At 65.0% G+C, this 20,126-nt stretch carries 11 protein-coding genes; 7 read left to right on the top strand and 4 right to left on the bottom strand.

Annotated elements, in window-relative coordinates; all coding sequences use genetic code 11:
• Window positions 1-6 precede the first annotated feature (6 nt).
• Both NT151_04715 and NT151_04710 read left to right on the top strand, forming a co-directional pair.
• Window positions 7-228, top strand: a complete 222-nt coding sequence (locus NT151_04715; protein ID MCX6538223.1) for a DNA-binding protein — start codon at window positions 7-9, stop codon at window positions 226-228.
• A gap of 83 nt (window positions 229-311) precedes the next feature.
• Window positions 312-1,781, top strand: coding sequence for a serine hydrolase (locus NT151_04710; protein ID MCX6538222.1), 1,470 nt, complete (start codon window positions 312-314; stop codon window positions 1,779-1,781).
• 4 nt (window positions 1,782-1,785) lie between these two features.
• Here the strand turns inward: NT151_04710 and NT151_04705 are convergent, their stop codons facing one another.
• Window positions 1,786-2,868 (bottom strand): DUF5671 domain-containing protein, encoded by a 1,083-nt coding sequence (locus tag NT151_04705; protein MCX6538221.1) that lies wholly within the window; start codon window positions 2,866-2,868, stop codon window positions 1,786-1,788.
• Between the two features lie 189 nt (window positions 2,869-3,057).
• On the opposite strand from NT151_04705, the gene NT151_04700 reads away from it, so the two are divergent.
• Both NT151_04700 and NT151_04695 read left to right on the top strand, forming a co-directional pair.
• Window positions 3,058-3,492 (top strand): hypothetical protein, encoded by a 435-nt coding sequence (locus NT151_04700; GenBank protein ID MCX6538220.1) that lies wholly within the window; start codon window positions 3,058-3,060, stop codon window positions 3,490-3,492.
• Window positions 3,493-3,617: 125 nt separating this feature from the next.
• Entirely contained in the window at window positions 3,618-6,854 is a 3,237-nt protein-coding gene (locus NT151_04695) for a glycoside hydrolase (protein ID MCX6538219.1), read from the top strand.
• 145 nt (window positions 6,855-6,999) lie between these two features.
• On the opposite strand, the gene NT151_04690 is transcribed toward NT151_04695, so the two are convergent.
• The 3 genes from NT151_04690 to NT151_04680 all read right to left on the bottom strand — a co-directional run bounded on the left by NT151_04690 (window position 7,000) and on the right by NT151_04680 (window position 16,094).
• Complete coding sequence (locus NT151_04690; GenBank protein ID MCX6538218.1) at window positions 7,000-7,848, bottom strand: chemotaxis protein CheW; 849 nt, start codon at window positions 7,846-7,848, stop codon at window positions 7,000-7,002.
• A 222-nt stretch (window positions 7,849-8,070) separates the two neighbouring features.
• A complete protein-coding gene (locus NT151_04685; GenBank protein ID MCX6538217.1) occupies window positions 8,071-13,347 on the bottom strand; it encodes a DNA/RNA non-specific endonuclease in 5,277 nt (1,758 codons plus the stop codon).
• Window positions 13,348-13,568: 221 nt separating this feature from the next.
• The gene (locus tag NT151_04680) at window positions 13,569-16,094 is read right to left on the bottom strand and encodes a zinc-dependent metalloprotease (protein ID MCX6538216.1); all 2,526 of its coding nucleotides are present in this window, start codon (window positions 16,092-16,094) and stop codon (window positions 13,569-13,571) included.
• Window positions 16,095-16,264: 170 nt separating this feature from the next.
• Between NT151_04680 and NT151_04675 the strand changes: the two genes are divergently transcribed.
• The 3 genes from NT151_04675 to acs are packed head-to-tail and all read left to right on the top strand — an operon-like array spanning window position 16,265 to window position 20,123.
• Complete coding sequence (locus NT151_04675; GenBank protein MCX6538215.1) at window positions 16,265-16,564, top strand: DUF485 domain-containing protein; 300 nt, start codon at window positions 16,265-16,267, stop codon at window positions 16,562-16,564.
• A 51-nt stretch (window positions 16,565-16,615) separates the two neighbouring features.
• Window positions 16,616-18,154 (top strand): sodium/solute symporter, encoded by a 1,539-nt coding sequence (locus NT151_04670; GenBank protein MCX6538214.1) that lies wholly within the window; start codon window positions 16,616-16,618, stop codon window positions 18,152-18,154.
• Window positions 18,155-18,164: 10 nt separating this feature from the next.
• The gene (gene acs, locus NT151_04665; GenBank protein MCX6538213.1) at window positions 18,165-20,123 is read left to right on the top strand and encodes an acetate--CoA ligase; all 1,959 of its coding nucleotides are present in this window, start codon (window positions 18,165-18,167) and stop codon (window positions 20,121-20,123) included.
• The last annotated feature ends 3 nt before the right edge of the window (window positions 20,124-20,126 follow it).

Genomic DNA, 20,126 nt, shown 5'->3' with positions numbered 1-20,126 from the left:
AAGTCGATGAGCCACGATAACGAGGCCGCGCCGCGATCGGTGCGTGGGCGGCAACTGGCGTGTCCGATCTGCAAGGGCACGCAATTCTTCACCCGTGCGTACCTGCTGAACACGCGGGTGGCCACGTTCTTCAACTTCGACTGGGCGAACCGATCCGCTCACACGTTCATTTGCGAGCAGTGCGGCCACATCATGTGGTTCGCCGCCGAAGGCGAAGGCGAGAGCTAGCACGCGCGTCCGCGCCTCGCCGGCATGACGCCACCAAGTCGTCATTCCGGCGAACGCCGGAATCCAGTCAGGGGAGATGCATCATGTCGAACCGCCGGCCGCGCCGTTGGGCATTGTTGGCGTGGGTTGTTGTGACCACCGTGCTGGTGGATGTGTCGATGCGCGCAGCGGCGCCAGGCCCGCAGGCGGCGCCGGCGCGCCCGGCATGGGCCGCCGATGTCGACAGAGTGTTTGCCACGTTCGACAGTCCCGATTCTCCGGGTTGCGCGGTCGGGCTGTACAAGGACGGGACGATCGCATACGAGCGCGGTTTCGGCTCCGCCGATATCGAGCACAACGTGCCGATCGCGGCCGACACGATGTTCTATGCCGGATCGGTGTCGAAGCAGTTTACGGCGATGGCCGTGGCGCTCGCCATCAAGCAAGGGCTGTTCGGCCTTGATGATGACATCAGGAAGCTGATTCCCGAGCTTCCGGACTATGGCTCGCCGATCACGGTGAGGCATCTCATCCATCACACGAGCGGCCTTCGCGACATCAACACGCTGATGTCGATCGCCGGCCGGCGCGACGAGGATGCGTTCGACAACGATGCCGTGCTGCGGATCCTCGCGCGCCAGAAGGCGCTCAACTTCAAGCCGGGCGATGAGCATCTCTATTCGAATTCGGGCTACGCCATGCTCGCCCTGCTGGTCGAACGCGCGGCGCATACCAGCTTCGCGGAGTTCGCGGCCGCAAATATCTTCGCGCCCCTCGGCATGACGGCGACGCACTTCCATACAGATCTGGGCAGGCTCGTGAAGAATCGCGCCCTGGCCTACGATCGGACTGCGCTCGGGGCCATTCGACTCAACACGCCTCAGAACGAGCGAGCCGGCGCCGGCGGGCTCTTCACGAGCGTCCACGAACTGCTTGCGTGGGACGAGAATTTCTATACAGGCCGTGTCGGCGGCCGCGACGTCATCGCGCAACTGGAGACGCCAGGCAAGCTCAACGGCGGAAGCCCGCTCGTCTACGCGTGGGGGCTGCAGGTCGGCACCTACCGGGGGCTGCCGATTGTGGAACACGCGGGCGCGCTCGGAGGTTTTCGGGCGCACATCATCCGTTTTCGCGGGCAGCACTTTTCGGCGGCGCTGCTCTGCAACGCGAGCGCGATCAATCCGGCCGCCCTGAGTCGGCGCGTGGCCGACGTCTATCTGAAGGACGTGTTCACGCAGCCGCCACCGGCGCCAACTGGAACATCGGCTCAACGCGGGGCAGCGGCGGCCGGGCCACCGACCGCCTACAACGCGGCGGAAACCGCGGGATTTGCCGGCGCCTACTACAGCGACGAACTCGAGACGATGTACCGGGTGTCGGTCGAGGGCGGCGAGTTTCTATGGCTGACGCGCGGGGTGCAGCGAACCAGAGTACCCCTGCAGGCGGGCGCGCGCGACGAGTTCCGCGGCGCCGGTTCGACGCTTCGTTTCGAACGGGATGCTGGCGGCCGAGTCGCCGGCCTCACCGTCGACGCCGGCAGAATCCGGGGCGTCCTGTTTGCGAAACAGAAATAGATAGTCACCGGCGCGGGTTCAGCGCGTCAAAGTCGAAGCAGCGGCGTCCCGCCGGATGATTCCAGGCCACATCTCCGGCTTCGTCGCGTGCCTGCTCGAAGGTGGCGCACACCCGGAACGTGGATTCCCCCAGTACCTGATACTCGTAGGCTGTTCCCGTCTTCGGATCGGAGATGCGTGGTCGGCGCTGCCGTGCCGCCGCCAGCACCTCGTCGAGCGACCGGGGCAGTGGTTGCTTCAACGTGAGAGGCGTGGCAGGGTTGCGCCAGGCTGGTCCGACCGACACGTTGAACACCTCTTCGGAGATGATCTTGATGTCGCCGACCCGCTGGGCGTCGAACCGCCTGAGCCGTTCGGTCGCCGGCGGTCCCACGACGAACAGGCCGCCAATAAGACTCGCCGCTACGATGATGGACGTACTCCAGCCGAACCACCGGTGGAACGTGGTCTTCTGCATCTGGTCGTGCGACATCTTGAGCGACTTGAGGTAGTAGGTGAAGCATGCGCCGCCCACTATCAGCACGGCTGCAACCTTGAGCAGGAACCTGGTTGAGAGTTCCCCCTGCAGCAGGTACGCGACCAGCATGATCACGTCGACGGCCATCATGCCGGCCGCCAGGAACAACGTGAGGTAGGTCAGTTGGCGCCGAAGCGGGCTGCGCGCCTTGTCGGGCATGGCTCTCATCTCGCGCAGGAGCGTCGACGACAACCATATCATCAGCGGGAACGCCACGAACACCGCGGCCATGGCCACGGGGATGACCGCCCGATCGGCTTCCGACTGCAGTTGCGCGTACGGTGTGGTCGCCAGATCCGGCAGCTTGAGGTCGACGTAGCTGAAAATCAGCGTCAGCGCGTAGCTGACGGCCGTGTAGAGCGCGGCAAACGTCAACACGAGCATGAACGCTTCGCGCGCGCCGCCGAGATCGGGCGGTGTCGGCACCGGGACATCGAGCGCCTGCGCCGTGAGTGCCCGAGCGATGTCCTTTTCCTTCCACCCCGCCGACAACAGGAGCATGCGAATCGTTGCATGGTCCATGCCTTTGGCCCGGGCATGGTCGATAAACGCTGCAAGCTGCTGGTCCATGAATGCCCTCCTCGGCCGGTTGGCGCTCAAGCCCGCGAGCGACGGCTCCATTATGCCGCCGAGCACCGGAGGATGTCATGAGGGCGGTCTGTGGATCCATGAAAATGCGTGACTACGTTACACTGACGCGATATCAGGCATCGAGGCCGTCCAACCGCCCGCGTGGACGTGGTTCTCGGGAGTTGAGAGATGACGGTGTTGTTCTGTCGAAACCGCGTGGCCGACTTTTCCACCTGGAAGGCCGTCTTCGACTCGCATGCGCCAGCGCATCGCGAAGCGGGACTGTCGCTCACGAATCTCTGGCGCGACATCGAGGATCCCAACAACGTGTTCTTCGTCTTTGATGTCGCCAACCTTGACAGGGCGCAAGCCTTCATCAACGCCCCGGCGGGCGCCGACGCAGGCCGGATAGCGGGCGTAATTGAGGGCGAGTTCCACTTTCTTACGCCAGGTCTCGTGGCGGAATCCGCCGTCGCATCGGTTCCCACGGAAGCCTGCGCCTGGTGTGGCGCGCCGGTCACCGAAGATGAGGCGTTCATGCTGCGCGTCGGGGCACGACTGTGTGCGACGTGCGCGGAACAGGCCGGACGTATCGCGGCTGAGCAGGGACGAACGAACACGTAAGCCCTGAGCTCACTTCAGTGGAGGAAGGCAGCTGAAGGGTAGGCCCTCGTCTCACGGCTTCGGAGAAGGCTGCCTGGTGTGCCGCTCAACTCGGGTCGAAGGGTAAACTCAACCGGGAGGGACCGATGCGTTCAGTGCGGTTTGTCGTATGGTCATCGGTCGTCGTGGCGACAGCGCTTGCCTTGATTTCGGATCTTGGCGCGACAACACAGAAGAGCGGAGCGCCGCCAGATCGGAAGAGCGCCTCCCCAACCGCCGCAACGGCCGCCGATTCAGGCCCAGTGGCCGACGTGCCGTTTGCGCCCGGACTGTTCAGCGAGATCCGATGGCGTCACATCGGCCCCTTCCGCGGCGGCCGTACCAAGGCACTCGCGGGCGTGCCGTCACAGCCAAACGTGTTCTACATCGGCCCGGTGAACGGTGGCGTGTGGAAGACGACGGACTACGGGCGGACGTGGGTTTCGATGTTCGATGACCAGCCAACCGGATCGGCAGGCGCGATCGCCGTGGCGCCCTCGAACCCCAATCGGATCTATGTCGGCAGCGGCGAGGGCATGCAGCGCCCCGACCTGTCCACCGGCGATGGTATTTACCGATCCAACGATGGCGGCAGATCGTGGACGCACCTGGGCCTGCGCGACAGCCAGCAGATTCCGCAGATCATCGTCGACCCACGCGACCAGAACCGGCTGTTTGTGGCCGTGCTCGGCCATCCCTACGGCCCGAACGAGGAACGAGGCATCTTCCGTTCGGTCGACGGCGGCACGACGTTTCAGAAAGTGCTCTACAAGGACGAGAACACGGGAGGCGTTGATCTCGCCTTCGATCCGACCAACTCCGACACGGTCTACGCCGTGCTCTGGGAGGCGCGTCACGGCCCCTGGGAAAACGCGGAATGGCGCGGCCCGGGCGGCGGCCTGTTCAAGTCGACCGATGGCGGTGACACGTGGAAGTCGCTCACCAAAGGCCTCCCGACCAACGCCGAGGGACTCGGCCGCATCGGCATTACCGTCGCGCCGAGCGATCCCCGCCGTCTCTACGCGGTTGTCGAGGCACGCCAGAGCGGCTTCTACCGATCAGACGATGCCGGGGAGAGCTGGTATCGGGTGTGCGACGACCAGCGCGTCGTGGCGCGGCCCTCGGATGCCACCGATGTGCGCGTCCACCCGCGCAACCCGGACATCGTCTTTGTCCCAACCATCGTGACGTGGAAGTCGACCGATGGCGGCAAGACGTTTACGGGTATCCGCGGTGCGCCAGGCGGCGACGACTACCAGCGCATCTGGATCAACCCGGACAACCCCGACATCATGGCGCTCACCGTCGACCAGGGGGCCGTCATCACCGTGAACGGCGGCGCGACCTGGAGCAGTTGGTACACTCAGCCGACGGCGCAGATGTTCCACGTCAACACAGACAACGACTTTCCGTATCGTGTGTGCGGTGGCCAGCAGGACAGCGGATCAGCGTGTGTGCAGACCCGCGGCGATGACGGGCAGATCACGTTCCGCGAGTGGCACCCGGTGGGCGTGGAGGAGTACGGCTATGCCGTGCCCGATCCCCTGAACGCCAACTTCGTCTACGGGGGCAAGCTGACGCGCTATGACCGGCGCACCGGCCAGGTGCAGAACGTCGGCCCGAAGCCGCTGCGCGGCGACGACTATCGAACTGTGCGGACGGCACCGGTGGTGTTTTCACAGGCCGACCCGCGCGTGCTCTTCTTCGCGTCGAACACGCTGTGGAAGACCGTCAACGGCGGCCAGTCGTGGGCGCAGGTGAGCGGTGATCTGACGCGCAAGTCATGGGAGATCCCACCCAATGTCGGGAAGTACCTGGCGGCCGCGGCATCGGCCGTGTCCCAGCGTGGCGTGATCTACACGATTGCGCCCTCTCCGCTCAGGCTCGGCCGGATCTGGGTGGGCACCGACGATGGCCTGATCCACACGACGGCGGATGGGGGCCTGACCTGGAAGGACGTGACGCCACCGGATCTGAAACCGTGGGCGAAGGTGTCAATCATGGACGCCTCACACGTCGACGAACTGACGGCCTACACTGCCATCGACACGATGCGGCTCGACGACGTGCGTCCGCACATCTATCGCACGCACAATGGCGGCAAGACGTGGACGCACATCACCAGCGGCATTCCGGATGGGGGCATCGTCCGCGTGGTGCGCGAGGACCCGAAGCGCAAGGGACTGCTGTTTGCTGGTACCGAGCAGGCCGTCTACGTGTCGTTTGATGACGGCGACCATTGGCGGTCGCTGCGCCTGAACATGCCGGCCACCTCTGTGCGCGACCTGGTAGTGAAGGATGACGATCTTGTTGTCGCGACGCACGGACGGGGATTCTGGATTCTCGACGACATCAACCCCCTGCGGCAGATCAGCGAACAGGTGATGGCGGCCGACGCGCATCTATTCAAACCGCAGGACGCGTGGCGCTTCCGCTGGAACAAGAACACCGACACGCCGTTGCCGCCCGACGAACCAGCGGGGCAGAACCCGCCCGATGGCGCCATCATCAACTACTTCCTGAAGACCGCCGCGGCCGGGCCGGTCACGCTCGAGATTCTCGATGGCGCCGGCAAGGTCGTGAGGAAACACTCGAGCGACGATGTGCCGGAGGCGCCGATTGAGGGTCGCAACATCCCCGACTACTGGATCCGGCCGCCACAGGTGCTCTCAGCAGCGGCCGGGCTGCACCGCTTCACATGGGACGTTCGGTTGGCACCGCCTGCGGTCTCTGAGTTCGAGTATCCGATCTCCGCGATCTTCCGGAACACACCGCGCGAACCGCGGGGGCCATTTGTGCTGCCCGGCGTGTATACGGTGAGGTTGACTGTCGCCGGCCGGAGCTTCAAGCAGCCGTTGACCGTGAAGATGGATCCGCGCGTCAAGACGTCGCTCGCAGGATTGCAGCAGCAGTTCACATTGTCGATGCAGATGTACGACGGCGTCAGACAGACAGCTGACGTGCTCCAACAGGCTGCCGTGCTCCGCGCGCAGTTGAATGCGGCGAAAGAGAAGATGGCGACAGGTCCCGTGGTGGCTGCCTTTGCCGTGGTGGAGGAGAAACTGGCGCCGCTGGCTGGGCAGGCGACCGGGCAAAGGGGCGCGCGCGGCGCCGGACCGGTGCGGCGCGATCTCGGACGACTGAACGGCGAATTCGCCTTGATGTTCGGCCTGCTTCAGGAAGCCGACGCCGCGCCGCCCAGTCAGAACGTGACTGCGGCACGCGGCTTGACCGACGCGCTCACACCGCTCCTGGCGCAGTGGGAGCAGATCAAGAAAAACGATCTGCCGGCCCTGAACGCGAAGCTGAAACAGGCGGGACTGGCGGAGATCGTGGTGAGGTAGGCAGCAGAAGGCCTCAGACTGGCGTCCTGGGGTCGCCACGCTCCAGCGTGGCCGGTGGCATGCCGGGCTGGAGCCCGGCCCGGGCGTTCCCAGGAAATCGCCCGTCATACCCCCCGAACCCCGAACCCCGATGCATTTCCCTCGGCTACGCAGCCGTCGCGTGAGCCATTCCCGGGGCCGCAGCCGGTACCGGAACGTTCGAGAATTCGCTCAACAGGTGCCTGGCGTCCAAAATCAGAATCAGCTTGTCGGTCTTGGCGGTTCTGGCCGTGCGTGTCACAGGGCCCGAGCCGCGCGATCCGTTCGGCAACTGGATCTCCGCGACCGTGTCAGGCCTGATGGCTTCGACCGACTCCACGGCGTCGGCGGTTACGCTGACGACACAGTGGTCGTCCCGAAGGACGATCACCATCTCCCGATTCATCTCTGCGAGGATCTTGGGCGTTTCGTCGAACAACTGCATCAGCGTCGCGAGCGTGCCCCGATGCGCCTGATCGATAAGCGCGTGGGCCTCGTCGAATCGACCGGCCTTGACCATCCCGCCGACCGTGTGGCCCAGGGCGTGGATCTCCTTGTGCGGATGATCGAACCGCTTCAGGTGACTTTCCAGAACGACGCTTGTTGGTTTGAACGCGTCGTACCACCTCCCAAACGCGCACTGGTGCGGATCGAGCGTCAGCTTGAATTCCCGGTTCTCTTTGACCGACGCTTCAAGTTCCGCGAGCCACCGCCGGTGGTCTTCGGCGTGCTGGACGAGCAACGCGTTGAGCTTGGCCGCGTCTTCCCCAAGAGAAGGCATCCCGAGCAGCCTACGCAGGTCGACAACTGGGATCGCGCGGTTTCGGAGCGTGATGACGCCGCGAATCTCCGGGCTGGCCTTCGGGATCGCCGTCGTGCGCGGGAGGAGCAGCATCTCCCGGACCGACGACGATTCAATGCCCAGCACCGACGCATCCAGACGAATCAACACCCACGGAACGACTTTCTGTGCCATGACGAATCCTCTCGGGCAGATCACCTCGCCGTTTCGGTAATCGGCAGCCGTCGTCGCACGATGAGGCCGAAGCGGCCAATGCCGGCGAAATCAGAAAAAAGTCACAGCTTGGGAGTGGATGGGAGGGGTCGTCGGGGGCCGATGGGTCAGGGTTGAGATGTGAAAAAGGGAACGGGTGAGTCTTCCACACGATCTGTGGATAACTCACCCGTCCCCAGGTATCTACTTGCCCTTATCGTGGGGCACGCTCACCGTTGTGCTCTTCGTCGCCGTGTTGCCCGACGCGTCGCGACAGGTGACGCTGATGGTGTAGACGCGACCGGACCCTCCGCCGGCCCGCTCGGCGCGCAACTGGATGGTTGTGCCATCGATCACCTGCCAGTCGGGCGCCGTGTCGCCGTCCCCTGTTCCATTCACCGGCTCATTGCTCAGGACGCCGACCGAGCATGCCGCCGCGCCGCTGTTGTCGGCGAACGTGTAGCCAAGGCCGACCGTGATGAACTGGTGGTTTGGAGGCCACAGTATCGACTCGGTCGGTGAGACCGCCGACAGGACAGGCGACGTGGTATCCACGACGATGACGGTGCGCGTGACCGACGCCGTGTTGTAGCCGTCCGACACGGTATACGTGATCTGGTACGTCCCCACGTGCGCCGTGTCGACAGCGCCCGAGACCACAATCGCGGCGGTCAGATTTCCGGCGGCCGTATCGGTCGCGGTCGCACCCGGGTCAACGAAGGTGCCGCCGGCTTCGACGGTCATGGGGTTGCCGCCGGCCAGCGTCAGGACCGGCGCCGTCGTGTCCGACACGGTGACGGTGAACGTCACGGCCGCCGCGGCATTGCCGTGCGCGTCCGTCGCGTTGCACGTGACGGTCGTCGTCCCGAGCGGGAACGTCGAGCCTGAGGCCGGCGCGCAGGTCGCCGGCACATTGCCGTCAACGGCGTCGTGCGACAACGGGGCGGCGTAGGTCACCACCGCGCCCGACCCGGACGTGGCCGCCGCCGTGAGATTCGCGTGCGCGTCGATCGTCGGCGCCGTCGTGTCGACGACGATAAGCGACGACGACCCCGCCGCACCATTGAAGTTCGTGTCGCCGGCATATGCGAACGACACGACGTAGGGACTGGACGCCACCGACAGCGATCCGGCCACGAACGTTGCGCTGAACTGTCCGCTTGCCGCGACGGGCGCGTTCAGGGTGACGCCATTGAGCGTGACGGCCACCGTCCCGGTCGGGACAAGCGCGCCGAACGCGAGCGTGCCCCCGATCACAGTCGACGCGCTTCCCGCCTCGATCGTCGGCGACGAGAGCGCCGTAAACGCTGGGGTCGCTCTGGCAATCTCGATCGCAACATCGCCGCTCGCGACGGAGTAGTTGGCGTTGCCGTCGAACGTCCAGTGCGCAGTGCCGCCCGGTGCATTCGTGAACGTCGGACCGAGATGCAGCAGACCGCCAAGGTCTTCGCCGCTCACTCCGGCGGCGGACCCGGTCGCGCCGTGCGGCGCGCCGTCATACGTGCCGCTGTAGCCAGTGACGGCAATCGCGGCCGCCGCCTTGTTGATCGTGAACGTCCGCACGACGTCGGCGGCGGCATTGTAAATGTCGCTGCCTGCCTGTGATGCCGTGACGGTGCACGAGCCCACCCCGAGGGTCGTGATGGTCGCGCCGTAAGACCCGGTGGAAGCGCAGGCACCCGACGCCGTAAACGTCACCGGGTTCCCCGATGCGCCGCCGGTGGCGTACACCGTGAACGGCGCACCGCCGTAGGTGCCGTCCGGCGGCTGCGGGAAGCTGATCGTCTGATTGCCCTTCACGAGCGGCGGGTTGTTGCCGTTCGTGCCCGCCTTGATGCACCGCTGATAGGGCTCCGGGAGATTGGAGAAGAAGTTGTACCCAGTCAACGCCTCCACAGCATCGACGGTCGTCAGGTAGTTCTGCCAGGGATCACTTCCAATGCTGTGCTGGTTGGGCATGATCACCGCAATCGTTTGCGTCGAGCAGCTGACGCGCGATAGGTCGTCGCCGCTGGCCTTGGGCAGCACCAGCGCCACCTTCCAGGTCGCGGACGGAACGGTGACGTGGCGACCGGCGAGCGTCGTCGTCACGCCGTCGAGGCTGCCTGTGCCGCCTACACCGGCCGGGCCCGACACGATATAGAGCTCATCCTGTTGCTCGACCAGCGTGCGGAGGTAGCTTTCGAACTTCGTCCACGGGCCCTGGTTGGCGCCGGGCGCCTGCGCGACCATGTTCGACATGAGGAACGTCGCCTGGTTGATTGGGATCGACGTTTCCTTGTCGCGGTCGGCGTTTGGCGCCATGTGGCCGCGATCGAAGCCGCTGCCCGAGAAGTCGAACGACTGCACGCGATACCAGTCCGGCGGGACCTGCGGGTCGGGACGGAACGTGTCCACGCGCGTCAGCGTACCGATCCACTCGTCTGAGAGGTGCCAGCTCACCCAGTTCGGGCGGCCGAGATCTTTGTTGTAGGACAGTGCGAACTCCGGCTTTTCCATCAGGTAGTTCGATGGATCGGAGCCCGCAGCGGTGGGGTTGCCCATGGTGAGGTGGACGCTGGCCGGATACGGCGGCTCCGTGCCCGTCGCCACCGTGAAGACCCACGAGTAATCAGCCGGCAGTGTGTCGGTGTTGGGAGCGCTGTCGTCGAAATCCTGGTCGTGGACCCGGTCCTTCAGAATCGTGACCGTGCACTGCTCGCCGGCGGTGAAGTTGTCGTTCGGCGTGATGTAGTGATCCTTGCCGCCGAAGCCCGCGGCGAACGTGGCGCTGTAATGCGAACCGCTCGTCGCGCACGTCAGCGTGAACCAGCCGGAGTCCACGTCAACGGGCTCCGTGAAGGTCACCTGGATCGTGGCATCGCGCGGCGCGTTGACACCGTTCGAGCGTGGGTCAGTGCTCAGCACGTTCGGACCAAGCTCGACGATGGGAGCCGTGCGGCGCGGATTCGGCGCCGCCGGCGCGTCGAAGTCGTTCGCGTTGTTGTCGGTGTCGAGGCTGCCGTTGTTCTTACGGAAGAGCGCCGTCGTATTGCTGCCCGCCGACGTCGTGGTCGAACCTTCGCCGCAGTCGGCACTGCCGTAGCCGACGAGGTCCGCGATGGTCGGGTCGAAAATCGGACAGTTGCCGGTCAAGGTGGTGAAGCTGCTGACGAGAGCAATCTTGCCGCTTCCCGCCGCCATGTTGATCTGGCCGGAGATATTCGCGTCGGGCAGGGTCGCGCCGTTCGCGCCTCCGGACGCCAGTGCGATCAGGTAGTACTTGCCGGGCGCGATCGTGCCGCCCAGCGGCTGCTTGTTGAAGTCCCAGCCGCTTCCCGTCGACGAGGCGTACTGCAGCGACCACCCGGTGAGGTCTGCGGGTGCGTTGCCGCGGTTGTACAGCTCGACGTAGTCGTTGGCGTAGGTGGCGCCGGTGTTGCCGCCGCCGCCATAGATCTGGCTGATCACCACGTCGCTCGCCGGCCGCTGCGCCGGGCAGCTGTTGGCGGTTCCGGGCGTTGGCGTGCCCGGATAGTACTGCGACGTATTTCGGAAGCCGCCCATGCCGGCCGGGCAACGCTGGCTCGACTGCGTCTGGCTGTTCCCGGTCGCATTTTCGTTCACGATCTTCTGGCCGGCATTCAACAGCGGCAGAAGCCCCGACGCGCTGGGGTCGTCCGTGCCGTAGACGATCGCGTCCTGAAGATTCGTCGTCGTCACGGCCGTGCCGTTGGGAAACTCGCTGGCGTGTCCGATGTAGAGCGCGACAGCGTCAGGGCCGTTCTGGAGCAGCCCGAACGCTCCGGGGTCGAAGAACAGGCTCACGCCAGGGACCCCGGGGTTCCCCATCGTGAAGTAGCCATTCGCGTCCGTGGTGTAGCCGTCGAGATCGAACACCGCGTACGACTGGTTGCCAGAGCCGGTCGACGTGCCGTCGAAAAAGACGACGACGAGGCCATCGAGCGGCGTATTGCCGACGCCGCCGTCGTAGAGCTCGACGAACTCCGCGGTGTCCGACCCTGGCGTGTCCGCGTCGACCTCATTGATCATCACCTTGCCGGCGCCAGGGGGTGGCGTCGTGAAGGAGAACGTCACGTTCGAGGTCGGATTGTCGGGCGGATCGTTCGTGTCGGTGTCGGAGATCTGGTTGGCCGCGACCGACACCGTGCAGGACGCGTTGTACGGAAGGGCCACCGTGGGCGTCAACGTGTACGAAGCCGACGGCCCGACGCTCTGCCCGAGTGCCTGGGGAACGCCCCCGCACACAAGCAAGAACGCCGCGGGGCTCGCCGTCACGCTCTCGCTGAAGTTGATCACGATCGGCGAGGCGACCGCAACATTCACGGCCCCGTTGGCCGGCGTCGTGCTGGTCACGAACGGCGCCGCGTCGGCCGGACTCGCCGTCGTGAACGTGAAGCTGTAGTCCGACACCATGTTGTCGGGCGGATCGACGGTGTCTGTGTCGGTGACCTGAGCGGCCGTCACTTTCACGGCGCACGTCGCGCCGGCCGGCAGCGGCGAGGTCGGCGTCAGCGTGAACGTGGTGGCGGGCGATGCCGTTTGCGTGAACGCCTGTGGAGAACCACCCGGACATTCGAGACTGAACGCGCTCGCCCACGCCGTCACGCTCTCGCTGAAGTTGATGGCGATGGTCGAGTTGACCGAGACGTTGGTCGCGCTCGCGGCGGGCGTGGTGCTGCTGACGCTGGGCGCGGCGTCGCCGCCGGGAACGCCGACAATGGAGACGTTGTCGATCGCGAGGGCCTGTGCGTTGGTTACCGTCGAACCGCTGGACACCGAGTAATTCCACGCGAGGTAGAACGCGGCGTTGCTGGGAATGGCGACCGACAGCGTCTTGTTGGTCACACTGACCGTCGCGCCGGGCGCGGTTGCGAAGCCGTTGTTGTTCGCGTCGGCCGCAAAAGCGGTGAGGAAGTCCGATCCGGCGTTGGTCCAACTCGTGCCGTCGGTCGAATAGAAGAGCTGGATGCGGAAGCCCTGCGCGTTCGAGCCGTTGCGGTATTTCTCGACGTCGTAGGAAATCTGGAGGCCGGACAGCGGTCCGCCGGTGTTGTTCGTGAGTTGCGCGTAGAGGTTGCCGCTCGCAGTCCCACCCGAAGAGGCGAGAAACCCGATCGCCCGATCGGGCCCGGTGGGCGTCGTTCCCGATCCGAAGTTATAGATGCCGTTAGTGACCGACGAGCCCAGGCTGGCGCCGCCCACCTGCGTCGTGGCTGTACCTGCAGCCGCAAACGTGCCGACCTTGCGCATGTCGCTGGACGTAGTGGTGGTGGTGCGGTCCGCTCGAAAGTCGGCCGGGAGCGCTGCGGTCGCTGTCGTGCCGATCGTGTCGAACGTTTGCGAGTATGGCGTCCCTGTGGGAATTCCAATCGCCGCGTGGACGACTGCAAGCGCCAGCAGCACGCAAAACAGGCCGACGGCCAGCCGGCGGACAGGCAGACCGGTCCGAGGATGGAACGACGCGCGCATGGATGACATGACAGACCCCAGGATGGAAGAACGGTATTCGGCCCGCCGGCGGAGTGGCCTCTCCGATCCGGCGCGCAACAAACGAGGGACGGGCTCATTATCCACGAATCGCGCGGGCAATGAACCCGTCCCAGTTAATATTTCGCGGCTGTTACCGTCCCGTAACCTGGCGATCACCGCGAGGCCCGCGCGCCATCCCGCAAAACGGGGTCAGGCCCCGGGGCGAGCGGCTACCTGCGGATCCAATCGTACGGCGTGTCCCCGATGGGTGCGCCGGGCGGCACGACTGGCGGCGCGGGCCGCTTGTAGCTCTCCGGATTGTCCAGGAATCGCTTGATGTCCAGACCGAGCAGCGCCACGTGCGCGGCCTCGCCATCATCCGATGGCGTGAGCTTCGCCAGTTCGTTGAACTTTCGCGACAGCTTCAGGGTGGCTATCGCGCGAACCTGGGGCATTTCCGCGCTTGCCGCGAGTCCCATCAACTCGTCCACCACCACGCGCTGAACGGCCCGCGCGACCTCAGCTTCGTACGCCGTCGCCGGCGTGGCTCCGAACGTGGCCGTGAGGACCTCGTTGATGACTTCGTCAAGCCCGGGCAGCGTCGGATCGACGGCGTGCTGCTCGACGATGCGCGCGGCGCGCTGGTCGTCGAGGATGTTCGATATCGTGTGGTAGGCGGCGACAGCGGCCGGAGAGATGACGTCGAACGTCATGCCGGTGTAGCGTGGGAACAGCTCGCGGTGCATGCGATAGCCGGACGGCCGAGGCGGCAACCGCTTCACGACGGATTCCGGCAGCGCCAGCTCCGACGGCTTCAGCGTGGCCAGCAGCGCCCTCAGCACGGCTCGCTGTTCGGGGCCCGACGCCCACGTGAACGGTTCGCGTCCGTCGCCCCGCATGGCGTAGATGTAGTGCTGGCCCCCCAGCGTATGGGCCGCGGCCTCCACCTGATAGCGGTGATGCAGATACACCGGCAGCAGCGCTTCTTCCATCAGCGCCAGCGGCTCACCCTTCTTGATGGCGTTCTCGCCGAAGTTCTTGAGCGCCACGCGGCGGATGTCCATCAGCCGGTTCAACTCGGCCGCCGAGTCCGTGCCGTTCGACCACTGATCAACCCTCGGATGCGCGCCCAGGTCCTGGTTCGTCAGAAACCGCAGATCCTTCTTCCACGCCTCGTCCAGGATGGCGGCAAGCGCCTTTGGTTCGTCCGTGCCAGCGGGGAAGTCCTGGTAACCATACGTGATAGCCACCTTGTCCCACTCGCCCATCCCGACGGCGTAGACCTTCGAGTAGTCGAGGGTGCCGTCCGTCTTGAGCGTCACGAGCGGAAACGGATAGTCCATGACCGAGATCCGGCCCATGTCGCTGTCGTAGTAGTTGTGGTCGAGGCCGAGCGTGTGGCCGATCTCGTGCGCGGAGAGTTGCCGGATGCGGGCAATGGCCCAGTCGCGAAGCTCCGGCGCCTGTTCGGTGCCCGTCTTGTAGGGTGCGAGCAGACCTTCGGCAATCAGGTAATCCTGGCGATCGCGCAGTGATCCCAGTTCGACCACGCCCTTGATGATTTCGCCGGTGCGCGGATCGGTGACCGATCCGCCCGTGCTCCAGCCTCGCGTCGATCGGTGCACCCAGTTGATCACGTTGTAGCGGATGTCGAGCGGATTGGCGCCGTCGGGCAGCAACTCAACCCGAAAAGCGTAGCGGTAGCCAGCAGCTTCGAATGCCTGATTCCACCAGCGCCCGCCCTCGAGGAGCGCCGTCCGAATCGGCTCGGGCGCGCCCGAATCGACGTAGTAGATGATGGGCTTCACCGGGTCGCTGATCCTGGCTTTCGGATCCACCTTCTGGAGGCGGTGGCGTCGCAGATAACGAACCGTCATCGATTGGCCGAGCGGCGCCGCGTAGTCCTCGAAGGCAAGCTCGCCGAAACTCGACCGCACGTCCCACACGCGCGGCTTGTAGTTGCCGTCGGGCAACTCGACCAGCGAATGATGAACGCGGATGCTCGCCGCCTCGCCGGTCGACGCCACGGCGCCCACGCCCTCAAGGAACTCACCGCCAGCGCCGCCGCCCCTGCCACCACCGCCGCCAAATCCTCCTCCACCCCCGGCGCCAGGCTGGAGTGTGAAAGTCAGCTCGACTTCAATCTCAGTGTTCTTCGGGAAGTTCTGTGTCGCCGGCATCGAGATCGTGCTGCGCGTCGAATCGAGGCGATAGCTGCCTGGCCGCAGTCGCGCGCCCATGTTTGTCGCGTCGCGCACGAGAAAGTCGGTGGCATCAACCAGCACACGGCCGCCAGACGATTCGGCGGCGGCGGTGAAGCCCCACAGCACCGACCGCGCGAACGCATCGCGCACGTCCTTGACCTCGAGCTGGTTGATCGTCAGGGCCCTGAACTTGTTGTTCGGCTGGACCATCAGCACCTTCGGGCCCACGCGCTCGAAGAACACGATCCGGTTGCCGGCCAGCGCCCCGCGGTCGATGCCGATGTCGTTTGATCCCAGCCCGGACGCATAACCGACGTTGTGCAGCACTTCGGTGTTGAACCGCGAGATCTCGAGCCAGAGCTGGCCCGTTCTGTCGTCCCAGTACAGCGGGAAGTACCCGTCCAGCTTCTTCATGTTGGCGGTCTTCTCTTCAATCGTTGGCAACGGCCCCGCATCACCGCGGCGGGCGGCAGGCGGTTGGGCGGACGCGCTGACGGCCAGACCGACCAGCAGAAAAGCGGCGGCAACGGACAGAACCCGTGGACCGGGCATAGCAGACCTCCTGTTGTGGATACCTTGAGCGGGCAGTGTACTACCGGATGGAAGGCGCTTGCCATCAGAGTGGACTCGCTGGAGCGGCCTCGTCACCTTGACGCGCCTCGGCGGCAAAGCATAGTCTCGGCTGACGTCGCGGTTCTTGGTTCTTGCGTTCGGAGGTTGGAATGAAACAGGCCGCCCGCCAGATGTTGGACTCGCCAGAGTTCAAGCGCATGGTGGCAAAGCGATGGACCTTCTCGGTCATCCTCACCATTGCGCTGTTCGTGATCTACTACGGCTACATCGTGCTCATCGCGGTGGACAAACCGTTGATGGCGCAGAAGATTGGCGAGGTGACGACGCTCGGGATCCCGCTCGGGGTGGCGGTCATCGTGCTGTCGTGGGTGTTGACCGCCGTCTACGTGGCGTGGGCCAACAGTGTGCACGACCCGGAAGTTCGCGACCTGAAGAGCAAGGTCCAGTAGGCGCCGCTCGACTCTGAGTGCCACGCCGGAATCCGCCCGGAGACGCAGGAGATGCAAACGACCCTCGGCACCCCCACAACGGAGGCCATTGCGTTCTTCCTGGTCATCATCGTCATCACCCTGGCGATCACCTACTGGGCGGCAAGACGAACGCGTTCCACCAAGGAGTTCGATGCGGCCGACCATAGCGTGAGCGCGCTGCAGAACGGCCTGGCGCTGTCGGGCGACTACATGAGCGCCGCGTCGTTTCTCGGCATTGCGGGCATGGTGGCTCTCAAAGGCTATGACGGCATGATTTACGCCACCGGCTGGCTGGTCGGCTGGCCCGCGCTGATGTTCCTGGTCGCGGAACCGCTGCGCAATCTCGGCAAGTACACCTTTGCCGACGTCGTGGCCTTCCGGCTTCGGCAGACGCCGGTCCGCATTGCGTCCGCCATTGGCGGCGTGCTGACGGTGCTCTTCTACACGAGTGCTCAGATGGTCGGGTCTGGCAACCTGATCACGCTGATGTTCGGCATCTCGTACGAGTCGGCCCTGATCATCGTCGGTGCCATCATGCTGGCGTACGTGCTGTTTGGTGGGATGATCGCGACCACGTGGGTCCAGATCATCAAGGCCGTGCTGCTGCTCGGCGGTGTCACGATCCTTACCGTGATGGTTCTAGCCCAGTTCAGTTTCAACCCCGGCCACCTCTACTCCGCGGTGGTGTCCAAGTACGGACAGGCTGCTCTCGAACCGGGGGGGCAGGTGTCGAACGCGTGGGATGTGGTCTCGCTGGGGATCGCTCTGATGCTTGGCCTGCTGGGTCTGCCGCACATCCTGATGCGGTTCTACACCGTGCCTGATGCGAAGACCGCGCGCACGTCAGTGCTGTACGCGACCGGGTTCATCGGCTACTTCTACATCATCATCCCGATTGTCGGCTTCGGCGCGGCGGCGCTGGTCGGCCGGGAACTGATCACCAGGATCGACACGGGCGGGAACATGGCCGCGCCGCTGCTGGCGGAGAGCCTGGCCGGCACGCCGTTCCTGGGTTTCATTGCCGCGGTGGCCTTCGCGACGATCCTCGCGGTCGTGGCCGGCCTCACACTGGCCGGCGCGTCGGCGCTCTCGCACGACATCTACGCGCACGTCCTCAAGAAGGGCAAGGCGACCGAGCGCGAGCAGGAGCGGGTGGCGCGCTGGTCCACGGTGTTCTTCGGCATCGTCGCCGTGCTGCTGGGCGTGGTCTTCAAGGGGCAGAACGTCGCGTACATGGTCGGCCTCGCCTTTGCGATTGCCTGCAGCGCAAACTTCCCGGCACTGCTGCTGTCGATTGTCTGGCGCAAGTTCACGACGGCCGGCGCGGTGGCGTCGATCCTTACCGGGTCGATTCTCACCGTGCTGCTCATCATCCTGAGCCCGACGATCCAGGTCGACGTGCTCAAGAACACGACGGCGTACTTCCCGCTCCGGAATCCGGCGATCGTCTCGATGAGCGTCTCGTTCATCGTGGCAATTCTGGTGTCGCTGATGACGAAGGAAGATAGCGCCGAGACGGCCTTCGACGACCAGAAACTGCGAACGTACCTCGGTATTGGCGCGGAGTAGAGGAGCCCCCATGAAGAACCAGAGTGACGTCTACCCCGTTAAACCTCATATCGCTGAGCGTGCCTACATCCGCAGTATGGAGGAGTACCAGCGGCTCTATCGCCTGTCGCTCGACAACCCGGACTGGTTCTGGGGCGAGCAGGCGAAGGCCCTCACCTGGTTCCATCCCTGGCAATCCGTGCTCGACTCGGACTACGAGGAGGTCGATTTCTCGTGGTATTCGGGTGGCCGCCTGAACGCGTCGTTCAACTGCATTGATCGTCATCTGCCGGAGCTTGGCGACCACACGGCCATCATCTGGGTCAAAGACGAACCCGGCGTGTACCAGCACATCAGCTACCGCGAGCTGAAGCACAACGTCTGCCGCGTGGCCAACGTGCTGCTCAGCCACGGTGTCCGGAAGGGCGATCGGGTGTGCGTGTACCTGACGATGATGCCGGATCTCGTGTATACGATGCTCGCCTGCGCGCGCATCGGTGCCGTGCACTCGGTGGTATTCGGTGGCTTCTCGGCCGACTCGCTTCGCGACCGCATCATCGACGCGAAGTGCAAGATCGTCGTCACGGCCAACGAGGGTCTGCGCGGCGGCAAGAAGGTCCCACTCAAGAAGACTGTGGACAGGGCCATCGAGGGCATGTCGCTCGTCGAAACCGTGCTCGTGGCGCGGCGAACCGACAGCGACGTGGAGATGCGGGCCGGTCGCGACCACTGGCTGGACGAGGAGTGTCATAAGCAGCGATCCACCTGTACCAATGCGTGGATGGGAGCCGAGGACCCGCTCTTCGTGCTCTACACGTCGGGCAGCACCGGAAAGCCCAAGGGACTGATGCACACGACGGGCGGCTACCTGGTGTACGCCGCTTTCACGCACCGGCTGATCTTCGACTATCACCCGGGGGACATCTATTTCTGCGCTGCCGACATCGGGTGGGTCACCGGGCACAGCTACATCGTGTACGGGCCGCTCGCCAACGGCGCGACGACGGTAATGTTCGAGTCGACGCCGCTGTACCCCGATCCGGGCCGCTACTGGCGGGTGGTGGACGACCTCGGCGTCAACGTGCTCTACACGGCGCCGACGGCTCTGCGCGCGCTCGCGCAGGCGGGCGACAGCTGGGTCAAGAAGTACAAGCGCGAATCGCTCCGCATCCTCGGCACGGTCGGCGAGCCGATCAATCCCGAGGTATGGCGCTGGTACCACGACGTGTGCGGCGACAAGCGCTGCACGATTGTGGATACGTGGTGGCAGACCGAGACCGGGGGCGTACTGATTACGCCGCTGCCGGGCGTTACGCCCACCAAGCCCGGGTCGGCCACGCTGCCGTTCTTCGGCATCAAACCCGTGGTCATGGACCTGACCACGTCGAAGCCGCTTGAGGGCAATGGCGTGTCGGGCGCGCTGTGCTTGGCGTCGCCGTGGCCGGGCCAGGCGCGGACGGTGTGGGGCGATCACCAGCGCTTTCGCGAGACCTACTTCAGCACATACCCCGGGTACTACTTTACGGGTGACGGCGTGAAGCGGGACGAAGATGGCTACTACTGGATCACCGGCCGTATCGATGACGTGCTGAATGTCTCCGGCCATCGGATTGGCACGGCCGAAATCGAGAGCGCGCTGGTGGCGCACGAAGCGGTGGCGGAAGCAGCGGTCGTCGGCTATCCGCACGACATCAAGGGCACGGGCATCTACTGCTACGTGCTGCTCAACAGCGGGTATCAGAACGGCGACCCGGAGCAACTGGTCGGCGCGCTGAAGCAGCAGGTGCGCAACGCGATCGGCGCGTTTGCCGCACCCGACGTCATCCACATCGCCTCGGGCCTGCCCAAGACGCGGAGCGGCAAGATCATGCGCCGCATCCTCCGGAAGATCGCCTCGTCGGAGTACGAGGGCCTGGGCGATACCTCGACGCTGGCCGAACCGGACGTGGTCCAGCGGCTCATCGACGAGCACAAGAAGGCACACGCGTAGCGC

Source organism: Acidobacteriota bacterium (genome assembly GCA_026393675.1).
Taxonomy (GTDB): Bacteria; Acidobacteriota; Vicinamibacteria; order Vicinamibacterales; family JAKQTR01; genus JBAXOX01.
This window is presented reverse-complemented; position numbering and strand designations above follow the sequence as displayed.